Source organism: Kaistella yonginensis, assembly GCF_030409525.1.
Taxonomy (GTDB): Bacteria; Bacteroidota; Bacteroidia; order Flavobacteriales; family Weeksellaceae; genus Kaistella; species Kaistella yonginensis.
Genome location: NZ_JAUFQB010000062.1, coordinates 74,708 through 89,785, shown reverse-complemented (window position 1 = coordinate 89,785; position 15,078 = coordinate 74,708). Strand labels below are relative to the sequence as shown.

General features: G+C 35.4%; 15 protein-coding genes and 1 other RNA gene. 8 read left to right on the top strand and 8 right to left on the bottom strand.

Annotated features, from left to right (window positions below; genetic code table 11):
* Nucleotides 1–45: 45 nt before the first annotated feature.
* Nucleotides 46–1,728 (bottom strand): peptide MFS transporter, encoded by a 1,683-nt coding sequence (locus QWY78_RS13955; RefSeq protein WP_290220860.1) that lies wholly within the window; start codon nucleotides 1,726–1,728, stop codon nucleotides 46–48.
* A gap of 96 nt (nucleotides 1,729–1,824) precedes the next feature.
* Nucleotides 1,825–3,951, bottom strand: coding sequence for a S9 family peptidase (locus QWY78_RS13950; RefSeq protein WP_290220859.1), 2,127 nt, complete (start codon nucleotides 3,949–3,951; stop codon nucleotides 1,825–1,827).
* 121 nt (nucleotides 3,952–4,072) lie between these two features.
* Between QWY78_RS13950 and QWY78_RS13945 the strand changes: the two genes are divergently transcribed.
* On the top strand, nucleotides 4,073–4,546 hold the full coding sequence (locus tag QWY78_RS13945) for a hypothetical protein (RefSeq protein WP_290220858.1): 474 nt from the start codon (nucleotides 4,073–4,075) through the stop codon (nucleotides 4,544–4,546).
* A gap of 37 nt (nucleotides 4,547–4,583) precedes the next feature.
* On the opposite strand, the gene QWY78_RS13940 is transcribed toward QWY78_RS13945, so the two are convergent.
* The 4 genes from QWY78_RS13940 to QWY78_RS13925 form a co-directional block, all read right to left on the bottom strand.
* The gene (locus tag QWY78_RS13940) at nucleotides 4,584–5,009 is read right to left on the bottom strand and encodes a hypothetical protein (protein WP_290220857.1); all 426 of its coding nucleotides are present in this window, start codon (nucleotides 5,007–5,009) and stop codon (nucleotides 4,584–4,586) included.
* A 29-nt stretch (nucleotides 5,010–5,038) separates the two neighbouring features.
* Nucleotides 5,039–5,941, bottom strand: coding sequence for an AAA family ATPase (locus QWY78_RS13935; protein ID WP_290220856.1), 903 nt, complete (start codon nucleotides 5,939–5,941; stop codon nucleotides 5,039–5,041).
* Nucleotides 5,942–6,024: 83 nt separating this feature from the next.
* Nucleotides 6,025–6,549: a helix-turn-helix domain-containing protein gene (locus QWY78_RS13930; protein WP_290220855.1), complete on the bottom strand. Its 525-nt coding sequence runs from the start codon at nucleotides 6,547–6,549 to the stop codon at nucleotides 6,025–6,027.
* Nucleotides 6,550–6,682: 133 nt separating this feature from the next.
* Nucleotides 6,683–7,774, bottom strand: a complete 1,092-nt coding sequence (locus QWY78_RS13925) for a TerC family protein (protein WP_290220854.1) — start codon at nucleotides 7,772–7,774, stop codon at nucleotides 6,683–6,685.
* Between the two features lie 348 nt (nucleotides 7,775–8,122).
* On the opposite strand from QWY78_RS13925, the gene QWY78_RS13920 reads away from it, so the two are divergent.
* Nucleotides 8,123–9,229, top strand: coding sequence for a M14 family zinc carboxypeptidase (locus QWY78_RS13920; protein WP_290220853.1), 1,107 nt, complete (start codon nucleotides 8,123–8,125; stop codon nucleotides 9,227–9,229).
* A 52-nt stretch (nucleotides 9,230–9,281) separates the two neighbouring features.
* Here QWY78_RS13920 and QWY78_RS13915 read toward each other — a convergent pair whose 3' ends face one another.
* Nucleotides 9,282–9,788 (bottom strand): DUF4920 domain-containing protein, encoded by a 507-nt coding sequence (locus tag QWY78_RS13915; protein ID WP_290220851.1) that lies wholly within the window; start codon nucleotides 9,786–9,788, stop codon nucleotides 9,282–9,284.
* 282 nt (nucleotides 9,789–10,070) lie between these two features.
* On the opposite strand from QWY78_RS13915, the gene QWY78_RS13910 reads away from it, so the two are divergent.
* From QWY78_RS13910 to QWY78_RS13895, 4 genes are all read left to right on the top strand, one after another.
* Nucleotides 10,071–10,301 (top strand): putative signal transducing protein, encoded by a 231-nt coding sequence (locus QWY78_RS13910; RefSeq protein WP_290220849.1) that lies wholly within the window; start codon nucleotides 10,071–10,073, stop codon nucleotides 10,299–10,301.
* Between the two features lie 242 nt (nucleotides 10,302–10,543).
* Nucleotides 10,544–11,380 (top strand): 1,4-dihydroxy-2-naphthoyl-CoA synthase, encoded by an 837-nt coding sequence (locus tag QWY78_RS13905; protein WP_290220847.1) that lies wholly within the window; start codon nucleotides 10,544–10,546, stop codon nucleotides 11,378–11,380.
* Nucleotides 11,381–11,474: 94 nt separating this feature from the next.
* Entirely contained in the window at nucleotides 11,475–12,407 is a 933-nt protein-coding gene (menA, locus tag QWY78_RS13900; RefSeq protein ID WP_290220845.1) for a 1,4-dihydroxy-2-naphthoate octaprenyltransferase, read from the top strand.
* Between the two features lie 28 nt (nucleotides 12,408–12,435).
* The gene (locus QWY78_RS13895) at nucleotides 12,436–13,116 is read left to right on the top strand and encodes a metal-dependent hydrolase (protein ID WP_290220843.1); all 681 of its coding nucleotides are present in this window, start codon (nucleotides 12,436–12,438) and stop codon (nucleotides 13,114–13,116) included.
* 148 nt (nucleotides 13,117–13,264) lie between these two features.
* Here QWY78_RS13895 and ffs read toward each other — a convergent pair.
* An RNA gene (gene ffs, locus QWY78_RS13890) (signal recognition particle sRNA small type) lies at nucleotides 13,265–13,362 on the bottom strand.
* Nucleotides 13,363–13,434: 72 nt separating this feature from the next.
* Here ffs and QWY78_RS13885 point away from each other — a divergent pair.
* Nucleotides 13,435–14,013 carry a DUF4199 family protein gene (locus QWY78_RS13885; RefSeq protein WP_290220841.1) on the top strand — a complete coding sequence of 193 codons (579 nt, stop codon included), beginning with the start codon at nucleotides 13,435–13,437 and terminating at the stop codon, nucleotides 14,011–14,013.
* Nucleotides 14,014–14,087: 74 nt separating this feature from the next.
* On the top strand, nucleotides 14,088–15,038 hold the full coding sequence (locus QWY78_RS13880; RefSeq protein ID WP_290220839.1) for a glycosyltransferase family 2 protein: 951 nt from the start codon (nucleotides 14,088–14,090) through the stop codon (nucleotides 15,036–15,038).
* Nucleotides 15,039–15,078: the final 40 nt, after the last annotated feature.

The following is a 15,078-nucleotide window of genomic DNA, read 5'->3' as shown; positions in this document are numbered from 1 at the left end:
CACCGTATTCTACAGCGCTTTTCTCATTATTATAGCTTTAAGTCATTAATTAATGCCTTTTTCTTTCAATATCTTATTAAGTCTTTTTAAAATCGATAGACCTAAAATGGTTGCAATCATTAATAAGCCAAAATTTACAACGAAGAAATAAGCCTTGTTATCGTATTCGTACCAAAAACTGGCCAGAACACCTGAAAGTTTATTCCCGATGGAGGTGGATAGAAAGAATCCTCCCATCATCAATGCGGTAATTCTTGGGGGTGATAATTTCGATACCAGTGATAATCCCATCGGCGATAACATCAGTTCCCCCAACGTAATTACTCCGTAGGAAGCGATTAACCAAATGGCCGATACTTTGATTAAGCCGTTGTCACCAGCATAAACAGCACCAACCATTACCAAACAGGATAAGGCCGAGATGAATAAACCTAAGACGATTTTCGCTGGGGTAGTGGGTTCTTTGCCTTTTCGCCGAAGAATCATAAAAAATCCAACCACGATTGGTGTTAGTAGAATGACCCAGGCGGGATTAATAGACTGAAATAATTCGGTATTATACAGCGCAACTTCCTGGGTTGGATCTGCCTCTAACTTGGCCCGCTCTTCATCAGAAATATTTCTAAAATAAATATCGGTTCCTTGTTCTTTTACTGGATTTCCAGCTTCATCTTTTAAGGCTCTAAACTGGTTGTCGTAAACCGAAACTTCTTTCATTTCGTAGGTTTTCCCTTGCACTCCGTCTTTTCCATCAATTAAATTAATGGCACGTAAAGGTTCAACCAAGGGCGCAGGAATTGAACGGTCGGTATAGTCTTTTGCCCAGCGGGTAAGTGCTGTTCCGTTTTGTTTGAAAACCGCCCAAAACATTAAACTCACGGCAAAAATAGCGAGCAAAGCTCCTATTGGTCTTTTATCTTCAGCATTGGCTTTTACATATAGCATGATGTAGAAGTAGATTACAGGAATACACGCAAATATAAAGGCATCGGTTGAGTCGCTACCAAAAACGTTTCCTGGGATCATCCAGCCGATTACTCCGGCAATGATTGCGGGTAAGAAAACCTTTAATAAAACATCAGAAATTTTGGTATCTCCTTCTTGAGATGGTTTTAAAATATTGGCTTGTAAAATATGCCTTCTTCCTAAGGTAAATACGATGAGGCCAATAAACATTCCCACTCCCGCGGTCATAAAGGCTGGTCCCCAACCATATTTGTTGCGCATAAATGCAGCGATGATATTACAAATGAAAGCACCAATATTAATTCCCATATAGAATATATTATAGCCCGCGTCTTTATTTGCTTTGTAGGGTTCTTCATTATAGAGATTTCCTAGAAGTGTAGAAATACTTGGTTTAAAGAATCCATTTCCTAAAATTACCAAGCCTAACGAGGCGTAGAATAGGGGAAGCTCCCGAAATAAACCAACACCTAAATAACCCAGTCCCATTAAGATTCCACCAATGTAAATGGCCTTAATATAACCGAGTACTTTGTCTGCTAAAAATCCCCCCAGAAACGGAGTAAGATACGTCAAAGCGATAAAGGTTCCGAAGATATCATCTGCATTTTTGTCATTAAAAGCGAGACCTCCTTTCTCACTGTCGATCATGTAAAGAACGAAGATTCCTAAGATTAAATAGTAGCCGAAACGTTCCCACATTTCTGTAAAAAACAGGTAGGGTAAACCCTTAGGGTGTTTGCTGGTTGATTTTTGTTCCATATTCAAAGTTTAAGTTTAGCAAATATATATTATTAAGATTAAATATAAAAAGCCCCCAAAATAGTGGTCTGGGAGCTCTTAATTTCCATATTTATTTTAAAGATTCTTTAGCAAGAAATCTGTCATTTTTTGATACAACTGTGGCCGGGTCTGTCCGCCATAAATTCCGTGGTTTTTATCAGGATAGGCCATGAATTCAAATTGTTTGTTGGCTTGAATTAGTGCTTCAGAAAATTCCATTGCGTTCTGGAAATGAACGTTATCATCTGCAGTTCCGTGGATGAGAAGATAATTTCCTTTTAATAAATTAGCGTATGTTGTAGGTGAATTATCGTCATAACCTTTTGGATTTTCCTGAGGGGTTCTCATGAATCTTTCGGTGTAGATTGAATCGTAATATCTCCAGTTTGTAACCGGTGCCACGGCAATTCCTGCTTTGAAAACATCGGCACCTTTTGTTAATGCCAAACTCGCCATATATCCGCCGTAACTCCAACCGAAAATCCCGATTCGGTCTTTGTTGATGTATGATTGTTTGCCAAACCATCTTACAGCTGCAATTTGATCATCAATTTCATATTTCCCTAAATTTAAATAGGTCGTTTTTTTATACTCTGTTCCCTTGTATCCGGTTCCACGACCATCAACACAGGCTACAATATATCCTTTCTGAACCAAATGATTGAACCATAAACCATTTCCCTGATCCCAAGAATTGGTAACTTGCTGCGATCCTGGCCCAGAATACTGGAACATAAATAATGGGTATTTCTTATTGGGGTCAAAGTCTTTTGGCTTCATCACCCAGGCATTCATCTGATCGCCTGCTTCATTAGGAATGGTGAAAAACTCTTTGGTAACCATCTGATCGGCCTGAAGCTTTTTAAGTTGTTCATTATTATTCTGCAATTCCTTTATGGTCTTTCCATTTCCATCTTTTAAAACGTAGGTATAAGGCTTTTCTGCAGAAGAAGAAGTTTCGATGAAATACTTATAGTTTTGGCTAAAGTTTGCACTATTGGTTCCTTTATCATTCGAGATTAATGTGGTCTTTCCTGTATTAATATTAACTTTGGAAACTACTTTATTAATGCTTCCTTGCTGGGTGGTCTGTATAAAAACCTCCTTGGTTTTAGGATTGTAACCATAGTAATTTGTTACTTCCCAGTTGCCTTTTGTAATCTGTTTTTTTAATTTCCCGTTCTCATCATATAAATATAAATGACGATTGCCATCGCGCTCTGCACCCCAAATAAATGAATTATCAGCCAAAAACTCTAGTGTTACATTGTCGGTATCAATCCATCTCTTATCAGATTCGGTAAACAATTTGGTAACGCTTCCCGTTTTGGTATTTACTTTTAAAACATCTGAAGCATTTTGTAATCGCTCAGAAGTTACTAAAATAATTTCGTCTGCCTTAGAAGTTCTATAAACATTCGGGATATAATAATTCTTAAAACTACTTAAGTTTAGTGCTGTGGTTTTTGCAGAATCCAAGCGGTATAGTTGTGCCGAAACGATTGAATTGTTTTCACCAGCTTTTGGATATTTAAAGCGCATTTCTGAAGGGTAGAGTTGCTTGCCATAAATGGGAATAAACATTTCTGGTACGACTGACTCATCTGATTTTACAAAAATAATCGCGTCGGAATTTTTTGTCCACTCATAGAGTTTCGCATGCCCAAACTCTTCTTCATAAACCCAATCTCCCAATCCGTTTAATATGGAGTTTTTCTTGCCATCAGATGTAATCTGAGTGATTTTCCCCGAATTCAAATCCTGATAAAATAAATTATTTTCTGCGATAAACGCAACTTTATTTCCATCCGGCGAAAAAGTTGGTTCCTGCACAAAATTCCCATTATTTAAATGAAGAACTGTTCCCGATTTTAAATCTTTAACATCAAATTTACCAAAAAACGAATGCCGATAAATAGGTTCACTTTCTTTTAACAAGAGGATTTTTGATTCATCATCATTAAAAATATACGATTGAAATCTTCCATCGACGATATTTCCTTCTTTTTGCGTGGTTTTATAGGAGTATTTTGCGATTCCGCCTTGCTCTATAACAACGTAATTTTCGCCATTTTTCAGAGACGAAATACCAGAAATTCCTTTGCCCCGGTAATAACCAGAGTATATTTTGTCTAAAGTTATTTCTTGCGAGAAATAAGCCACCGATGTTAAAATTGAAATTGAGAATAGGATTTTTTTCATAATGAATTAAGTAAGATTTCAAAGATAGCAAATTTCTTAAAATACCGTTAATTTTTCTGCTGTTGAATTTTAATGGCAATATAATTGATATTATTAATCATATCATTAAAAAATTAACATTATGGAAACGTATAACTCTGAAAAATTAGTAAAATATGAAATGGACAATCAAGAGATTGTAGTCGGATTTGCAACCTATTCGGATGCTGATAATTATGCAGCTCAAAATTCAGGAACTTTGGTTGAAGTGGCTTTTAAAGATGGAAATGATAATCCCCAACTCACTACTGAAGCTGGTTTGATTTCAAGAAAAATGCATTTTTTCGTGGAAGCTGGGTCAGAGTATAAATTTATTCATTCATCCGAGCCAGAGTTTCGTGATTTTGCAGATCAATTACAAGAAAGAAAATCTGATTTGGAAGACGACAGTCCAGAAGAGAAATACATCGCAAACGCCGAGATTGAAATTTCAGAAGACCCCATTATTGTTCTTAAAAACAATCAATTTGAATCTGTAACTTCCAGAGAACGGTCAAAATATTTAAAGCAAGCCATGGTTTATGAAATAGGAGTTTCTAAAACGCTAAAATCTTAAATTTTAAAAAAAACGTAACCCATTGATAAACAATGGGTTATTTTTTTGCTTTCTGATCGTCATTATGACTAAAACCGATTGGTTTTTTGGGTTCTGCTACCAATTTATAATGATCTAATTCAATTTTCAATGCTTCGATTCTTTGCGTAAAATCTTCGTAATTATTCAAAGAGACATCAAAAATAAATTGTTGAATTTGATCTAAATAAGTTGCAGTTAATTTTGATGAAGCATCTCGTAAAGAAGCATCGAGTATTTTCTGCGTTATTTTAATGGTCTTTTCAGAATCTTTTAAATAGATATTTCTAATTCTTTTTTTCAAACTTTGGGTAAAATCGATCACCATGGTATTTGAAAAAGCTTGCATTTTTTTTGAAATACCGGTCCAAAAAGGAAGTTGGTGTGCTTTATTGTGTGTTAGAATTTGTAGGAGCAAAGCTTCATCAGAAAGATTTTCAGTCATATAGTAGAGTAGTAATTCTGCACGTTCTTTCAAATTGGGGGGGGGAATATAGGAATGAGAACATCAAACCGACCGGGAGCTAAAAGTGTTTTGTCTATATTAAGTAAAGAGTTTGCGCCGCCAACCATCAGAATTTTTTCCTCTTCAAAATGGCTGATATGATGAAGAATCAACTCTTTGGTCTCTTCGTCACAACTTTTTACTGATTTTTCTTCACCGCGTTCACTCATTAATTCATCAAAATTTTCCAGAAAAAGCACCACTTTTTCATTTTTCATCATTTGGATCAGGAAATCATTGAAGGTGATTTTTTGGTCATCAACATAAGTTGTTCCCAGAAAATGCTTTTTTATTTCCTTGAATTCATAAGAAATAATCTCTGCAATTTTATTGACCCAAAAAATCTTACCACTGCCCGGTGGCCCGTATAAAACGATTCCGGCTGGCTTGTGAATTCCCCAATCTTCCACAGAAAGGTTGCTTAGAAACGGTTCCAAATTTTGAGAAATAAAGAAAAATAAATCACGGTACCCAATAAAATCGCGTTCTGCTAAGCGTGTACTCTTACCGAAATAATTATACACAAATTTATAATTTCCGCCAAGTTGATTGTCTATACCAAAACTTGAAACCGAGGATTTGTATTTCCCATTATCAAAAAGTTTGGGCTTTTCTTTCTTAATAATTTCTGCAACTTTACTACTGGGTTGCGCAATATTTTCTGCGATATCTTCAATTGATTTATTTTGATTTAAATCTTCGGAATATTTTTTTAAGAAAACAATATTTTCTCGGGCAAATTTCACAAAGTCTTCTTTAACATCAAAGTTGGTGGTAATACATTCAGAAAGTTCTAGATCAAAATCCTGAATAAATTTGATAAAACTTTCAGTAGGAATATTTAGTTCATTTGCAAGATCAGCCAATTTCATAACAATTCATTTAGGAGGGTGCAATCAAATGTACAAATTAAAAAAATGCTGAATGTTTAGATGAAACATTCCCAAAAATCAATTTACGGTTCAAAAGTTTCAAATTTTCCGTTTTCATAAAAGAGTACAATTCTTTTAACTTTAACTTCTTCTTTATCAACTGATTCAGGTTCAAGTGATATTTGTGGCAATGCTAATCGCTGAGAATCGGATATTTTCATTTTTTCTACAACTGGGTCAGAAATATTTGATTCTTGCGAAACTTTAGATTCAATTCGATCTTCTGATTCGGTGATTCCAAATGCTTCATCATTAATTAATGAGAATAAATCGGGTATAGAAGTAGGACTTGTTTTTTTTGTACTATCTATTACATCAGCAGGGATTTCTATAATTTTTAACATTTCACCTTCACCTTCAATCAACCATTCCCATTCTAGATCGGGGAAGCGGTTTTTTATTTTAATTAAAAAATCGAGCGAGGGTTTATTTCTGCCAGAGGTAATATGAGAAATGCTCGAGCGCTGTACGTCGATTTCATCTGCAAACTCCGACAATGAAAGCGCAGAATAACCGATAACTTTTGAAATTCTTTCCTTTAAATCCATATTACAAATGTAAATATTATTTTACAATTATAAATTACAAAAGTAAACTAGCGTGCGAATAATAATTTTACAAAAGTAAATTGTTAATTTAAGCCATTGGTTTACAGAATTATTAGCTATTTACATTACTAAATTATTTTCGGAAATGGTCCTCGTTTTTAGGATCATATTTTAATTTTCGGTCTTTCTTTTTTTCAGGTAAGACCAGCGAAAGAAAGACGCTTCCACCTAAAATTCCTACAATAATGAACAATGAATCGGTTGTTGAAAAACCTACTTTGTCAAGAAATTCATGAAATAACATTTTCAAACCGATAAAGGTCAACAGTAAGGCTAAACCGACTTTCAAGAATCTAAATTTATCAATCACTCCTGCTAATAAGAAGAACATTGAACGTAGCCCGATAATGGCAAATATATTTGAAAAGAAAACGATGTAAGGATCTTTGGTTACAGAGAATATTGCTGGTATACTATCTACTGCAAAGATTAAGTCGGTAAATTCTATGATGATCAGAACAAGAAACAAGGGCGTCATTTTTTTAACGCCGTTAATGGTTACAAAAAATTTATTCCCGACAAAGTGGTTATGAACTTTGAAGTATTTATTGGCAAATTTTACCACTGGATGCTTTTGGGTATCGATCTGTTCATCGTGGTCTTTATCAAAAAACATTTTGATTCCCGTAAAAACCAGAAAGGCTCCAAATACATACATAATCCACTCGAATTTCTGGATCAGTGCTGCTCCCACAAAGATAAAGATGAACCGCATGACAATAGCACCTAGAATCCCCCAAAACAGTACTCGGTGATAATTTCTTGGAGCTACGCCAAAGGCCGTAAATACAAGAACCATTACAAAGATATTATCAATAGATAACGCATATTCAACAACATAGCCGGTTAGATATTCCAGACCTAGATTTTGATTATATAAATAAAGACTACTTCCTAAATCACCAGGAATTATTTTTACGGGATGGTGGTGTTTTGAAATGACCTGCTGTAACTTTTCAATACTGTCAATGCCATGGAGTAGGTGACCGTAGTTCGTTAACACAAAATAAAAGCACATGGATAATGCGACCACGAAGAAACTCATCAATCCGGCTTGTTTCATCGAAACGGTGTCGGATTTTTTATTGAGTAAGCCTAAATCCAAAGCCAGGATAATAAGAATAAAGACGATGAAACCTAATAGAAAAATACTCTCGTTTGTCATAAAATTTTAAAATGCAAATATAATCAAATTAAAGAATTATGCCTTTGTTTACATTTGTAAACGAGATAATTTAACTAAAGAATATAACCTAATATGCGTTTACATTAATTACCATCATATGGAGTTTTGCATCGTAGATTTCACCTAAAGCAAATATGTAAAAATACTTTATATGAAGTTAATAAATAACTGATATTCATAATATTATAAAATTTATTTTAAAATAATGCAATCCACAAATTTACCAACAGACATTCTGACCTATCGGAGTGTTTAATTTATTTACAAAAGTAAATTTTATTTTTAAGAAAGAAAAATCTAAATTTGGAAATTGTAAAATTAAAATACATGCCAATAAACTTGAACTACCAACAAAACCCAAATTTCCCAAACCGGTATATTTCCCCAGAAAAATTATTTTATTTTCTACAGGAGAATTACAGCGATCGAATTACAGCGGTTGGTTCATCATATTTAGGAAAACCTATTTATAAAATGAGTGTGGGTACTGGTAAAATTAAAGTGTTGGCCTGGTCGCAAATGCATGGAAATGAGTCGAATTCTACTCATGCCATGCTTGATTTATTAGAGATTTTTAAGAATCAGCCAAGTACTAAAACTGAACTTTTTTCAAAAATTTCATTGGATTTTATTTTTATGTTAAATCCTGACGGCTCAGAAAAATGGTCCAGAAGAAATGGATTGAATATCGATTTAAACAGAGATTATTTGAAGGTTTCGAGCAAAGAGTTTCCTTTATTAAAAGAATTGGCTCAAAGTGGCAGATATGATTACGCTTTAAATTTGCACGAGCAGAGAACCATTTTCAGTACTGATGGTATCCATCCCGCGACTTTATCTTTTTTAGCTCCTTCCCAGGATCACGAACGAACAATCACGGAAACAAGGAAAAAAGCCATGGCTGTTATCGTACGTATTTATGAAAAATTAAAAACCGAAATTCCGCACCAGATTGCCCGATATTCAGATGAGTTTTATCCGAGTTCAACAGGAGATAATTTTACCAAAATCGGTATTCCGACCATTTTATATGAAGGTGGTCATTTCCAAGATGATTATTATCGAATAAAAACCCGTAAATATTATACCCTGGCTTTTTATGAAGGACTTGTGGCTATTTCTGAATTGCATCATGAAACGGATGGTTGGGAAGCGTATCACCAAATTCCTGAAAATAAAGAATCGCACTTTGATCTCATCTACAGAAATGTAAAATTAAATACTGATTTTGAATGTATTTTAGATATTGCTGTTCAATACCAAGAAGAAATTCAGCTTGGTGCCAAAGAAATTTCTTTTAAACCAATCATCGTTGAAGTAGGCGACATCGGCAGCAAAAAGGGCTGGAAGGAAATCGATTGTACAGGAAAAACCTTTGTTTCAGCTCATAAATTCCCCCGGTTGGATGAAGAAGTTAATTTCCTGATTGAATAAAAAAAAAGCGAAGTCACTGGACTTCGCTTTTTTATTGTTATGTAATTGAAAATTAGTCAACTACTTTAATTCCGCTCGCCATAAATCTAATTTCTTCTTCAGGTTTTGTAATAGCGTCAATTTCTGCTTGTGATTTTTTAGCGTCTTCGGCATAATGCTTCTGCTCGTCTACAGAAGTTACTTTTGCTTCTGCATTTCCCTCCAAAATTATGGTCTTTCCTTCCAGAGCAGTAGGAACAAAAAAGGCATAGTCTTTCATTTTTACGAAAAACTTTTCGTTATTATCGGTTTCCACGGTGAACCAGCAGCCCTTTTTATCGCAAACCTTAACTACTTTTCCTTTTACTGCTACGTTATCGAGCTTTGCAGATTTTTTTAATTTTTGATCTAATTTCTTTGTGGTCATGGCAGATTTCTCGGCTTTTGTAGATACGCCTGCTCCATAAATCTCTCCAATCAAAGCCTGTCCTTCCGGTGGACCCACTTTTTTAGCGGCAGCTTCTTGGCTGAAAGCAATTGTAGAAATTATAAGAGATAATAAAAGAACTAATTTTTTCATTGATTTAATTTTTACAAAAGTATAAAATATTTTTAAATCATATTCATTCAAAATCAATGATATATGATATTTGCATGCTTCTTATAATTATAACTAAACAATCTTTACCTAAAATTTAGATATTGACCACTTTCAAAAATGAAATCGAAATCGAGACTAAATGAATTTTTTCGTTTTTTTGGTAATGCGCAAAGCGTTTTGCTTTTTCACCGTTCAGTCTATGCATGATGCGTTAACCAATCTTTGATTCCGAAAAATTAACTAACTTTCCAAAAAGAAATTATGTCAGAATTAGTTCCCATTTTTCAATCCTCTTATCTTTACGAGATAGAAATTGCAAAAACAAAACTCGAATCTCGAGAAATCCCCAGTTATATTAAAAATGAATATGTTAATAATATCGCTGTTATTCCGATAACTCAAAATTATTATCTTCTCGTAAACCCACATGATCTCGAACGAGCAGAAAAAGTACTTCAGGAAAACGATGAAATCGGTGAAGAGAATCTTTAATTATCGCTTTTTAATTAAAAATCAAAAAAGTTATTGTAGCCCCGATCGTAGTGAAAATCTTTTCTAAAAGCGTGTGGCTCGGGCTTTGGCTTAGAAAAATTGTAACGGAGAGCGGGACCGGATTTTAGGAGGAATCCCTCATTTCAAGCTCCAAAAAAACTACAACTTTCCAGAATATCGGCTGATTTTCATTTGGTCAAACCTTGCAAAATTCCCTATCTTTACGCAAAATTTTACGCAAAATGGCAGACTGGAAAACCGTCAAAATATACGAAGATATTACGTATCAGAAGAAAGGAAGCGTTGCACGAATCGCTTTTAACAGACCGGAAGTGCGCAATGCATTTCGCCCAAAAACGACCTCCGAATTATATGATGCTTTTTACCACGTTTCCGAGGATTCTTCGGTAGGTGTTGTATTATTGACCGGTGAAGGGCCGAGTCCGAAAGATGGCGGCCACGCATTTTGCAGTGGTGGTGATCAGAAAGCGCGTGGGGAACAGGGTTATGTGGGTGAAGATGGCAGGCACCGGTTGAATATTTTAGAAGTTCAACGCTTGATTCGTTTTATGCCAAAAGTGGTAATTGCGGTGGTAAATGGTTGGGCAGTTGGTGGCGGACATTCGCTGCATGTCGTTTGTGACTTGACTTTAGCGAGCAAAGAACATGCGATTTTTAAACAAACCGATGCCGATGTGACCAGTTTTGATGGTGGTTATGGTTCTGCTTATTTAGCAAAAATGGTTGGACAGAAAAAAGCCCGAGAAATTTTCTTTCTAGGTCGAAATTATTCGGCTCAAGAAGCAGCAGACATGGGTATGGTGAACGCCGTAATCCCACATGCAGAGTTAGAAGATACCGCTTATGAATGGGCTGAAGAAATTTTAGGAAAATCGCCAATGTCTATTAGAATGCTCAAATTTGCGATGAATTTAACCGATGACGGAATGGTGGGACAGCAGGTTTTTGCTGGCGAAGCAACCCGATTGGCTTATATGACCGAAGAAGCAAAAGAAGGTCGAAATGCTTTCCTTGAAAAAAGAAAACCCGACTTCGGTGATAATAACTGGATATCGTAAATGAGACACGAGACTTTAAGATATGAGATCATAGATATTCAAAAAAATAGACTGCTCTCTTATCTCAAATCTCTAAATCTCAAATCTCAAAAATATGACTGATTGGATCAAAGCAGCACGTCTGCGCACTTTACCACTTTCTATGAGTGGAATTATTTTAGGTTCTTTCATCGCAAGATGGAGAATACTAGAACAGGGTGGAACTTGGGACTGGACCATTTTTGCAATGGCAATGTTGGTTACTTTGCTCTATCAAATCCTTTCAAATTTTGCCAATGATTATGGCGATGGGATCAAAGGAACCGACCAATTAAGAATTAATGAAGCAGAGCAAAGAGCTGTAGCTTCTGGAAGGATAACCGCAACGCAAATGCGCAATGCAGTGATTTTATTTTCTATTTTGTCTTTGGTAGCAACGATTGCACTTCTTTATTTGGCTTTCTTCAAAGAAAATTTGATGAACGAATTTTACACGTTTGTTGGTCTGGGAGTTGCCTGCATTTTGGCGGCAATTGGCTACACTGTAGGTAAAAAACCCTATGGTTATTTAGGTTTAGGCGACCTCATGGTTTTTATCTTTTTTGGACTTGTTTCTGTTTGTGGAAGTTATTTCCTGTTTACCAAAAATTTTGATTGGGATATATTATTGCCCGCCACTGCAGTTGGTTTGTTGAGTGCAGCGGTCTTAAATCTTAACAATATGCGCGACATTGAAAGTGATGCTGCCAGCGGTAAGAAAACATTGGCTCTAAGATTAGGATTTAAAAAAGCGATGGTCTATGAGATTATCTTATTGCAACTACCTCTGCTTTTAATGTTGGTCTTTATGATGATGAATGGTTTGCACACCCAAGGGAAATATTATGCTTTTATCTTTTTCATCTTAATGCTTCCGATGACTGCGGTAAGAAGAAAAATCATGCAGGTAAAGGAACCGAGAGAGTTGGACCCGTTCTTAAAACAAGTAGGAATATTAACCTTAACCATGGCTGTTTTGGTCGCTGCTGGGTTAAATTATTTTAATTAAATATTTACTAAATCTAAAAGGTTTGAAAATGAAAATAAAATTTCTCGGGCAAAACTGTTTTTTGTTTACGTATCAAGGAAAAAATATACTAGCAGATCCTTTTTATAATTATCAAAAAGAGAAATCGGGTTTTAATATCACTGCACAAAAAATCGATTTTGTATTGATTACCCATGCACACGGGGATCATATTGCAGATGTAAACGAAGTTTTGCAACATTATCCAGAAGCATTTGTAATCGGGCAGCCGGAGATTTGTGGCTATTTTGGTCACCCGAATTCGATTGATATTAATTTCGGCGGTTCGGCAAAAATTGATGATTTAAAAATATCAATGGTTTCCGCCAGTCATACCAGTTCTTTCCCCGATGGCACTTATGGTGGCGAACCTGCCGGATATATGTTTAGGTTTTCCGGTAAAAATATTTATTTCGCGGGAGATACAGGAGTAATGGTTGATATGGAACTGTTTCCGAAACTATTTGGGAATATTGATTTAGCCATTCTTCCTGTGGGTTCGCATTACACAATGTGTGCGCGTAAAGCAAGTTTTGCAGCCGCAGAATTATTGAAAACAATGAGGGTAATTGGGTGTCATTTTGATACTTTTCCGCCGATTAAAATTAACCACGACGAAGCGCACCAACTCTTTTCAGAAAGAAATATCCATTTCTCTTTACCGAAATTAGGTGAAGAATTTGATGTTTAACAAAAGAATTATGTTAAGAAAAAACAGGTGAAGAAATAAAAAAAAATGAAAGTTTAAATGATGCAGAGGAATATTTTAAAGAACCAAGAAAATCCGGAAGAAGCAAAAAATTTAATTGCAAGGGAAAAACGGGAGTTTAAGGCACAAAAAATGGCAAGCTACCTAAATCACACCGCTACAACCGATTACCTTTGCTGCGTTCCCACCCTGGAGGAGTCTCAGGAGCTGGTTGTTTAGGACTTGCCGTTGCAAAGATACGCCTTTAATTGAAATTTCAAAATACTAAAGAAAGAAATAATAAAAATCAGTAATTTAAATATGATAAAAAATATCTATACCATTGGCTTCATGTTGTTTATCGCAACGATGGTGGTCTTCCTAGGAATGTATTTTTTCGGTATGAATACCGAATACTTTAATAATTCCCTTCTTATCAATGCTTTTCTAATGCCCGTTATTTACTTGGCAGGCGCCTACATCTCTGTAGATTCATTGAAAAAAACCGGTGTTAGAATGGGCTTTCGTGATGTTTTTGGTCGCTCTTTTAAACCGATGTTTGTCGGTGGTTTTTTATCCGTAATGGGAATGTATCTGTTTTTAAATTTTGCAGATCCCGCTGCAAAAGATCTATTGAATTTTCAATACATTGAAAGACAGAAGATTGAACTGGATGCAGAATACACCAAAGCCAAACAATTTATAAAAACACCAGAAGAAAAAATGGATTTAGAAACGAGGTATCAACAAAGAAAAGAAAGTTTTGCCCCGAAAATGATTGCAGGAAAAGACATGTTCAATTTTCGGCAGTTCACCTATTATTTCGCTGCTATTCTTCTTTTTTACGTGATTTTATCCACATTTTTTGCCAGTTTTTTCCGGAGCAGAACAGAACTTTGATTTTAATCATTGACACCATAGCTGATTAAAAAAAATAAACCCCTAATTTTGTCTTCATAATCTTTTTATTATCAATGAATTTATCCATCATCATTCCACTGCTCAACGAAGAAGAATCCCTGGAAGAACTTTTTTCAAGAATCGACAAAGTTTGTACTTCTCATCATCTTTCCTACGAAATCTGGTTTGTAGATGACGGAAGCACCGATCTTTCTTGGAGTATTATTGAAAATCTAAAAGTTCAGTATCCCCAAATTCATGGGATTAAGTTTTCCCGGAATTATGGGAAATCACAAGCATTACACGCTGCTTTTGCCAGAGCAAATGGCGAGGTTGTTATTACGATGGATGCAGATTTACAAGATTTTCCAGAAGAAATTCCCGAATTGTACGAAATGATTAAAACAGAAGGTTATGATATTGTTTCAGGTTGGAAAAAGAAGCGTTATGATAATGTAATGACCAAAAATATTCCGTCTAAAGTCTTTAATGCTGCGGCGAGAAGTATTTCTGGAGTTTCATTGCACGATTTTAATTGCGGTTTAAAAGCGTATAAAAAACAGGTGGTAAAATCTATTGATGTTTATGGTGATATGCACCGCTATATTCCGGTTTTGGCTGCCAATGCAGGTTTTAGAAAAATTACCGAAAAGCCGGTTCAGCATCAGGCTCGGCCTTATGGAACATCAAAATTCGGAACAGAACGTTTTGTTCGTGGCTTTTTAGATTTAATCACGCTTTGGTTTGTGAGCCGGTTCGGTGGACGACCGATGCATTTTTTTGGAGCGGTAGGAACGGTGATGTTCATCGTGGGATTGGTATCTGCAATGTGGTTGGGAATTTCAAAATTAATCGATGTTTCACAAGGAATCTATGGACATTTATTAACCAATAATGCCTGGTTTTTTATCGCTTTAACCATGATGGTCTTAGGAACACTTCTTTTCATCGCAGGATTTTTGGGTGAAATGATAATCAGAACCAACCGTCAGCACGAGAATTATCATATAGAGGAAGTAATCTAATTGGTTTCAGCAAATTCAGAAGAGTTGTTTCAATACTAAA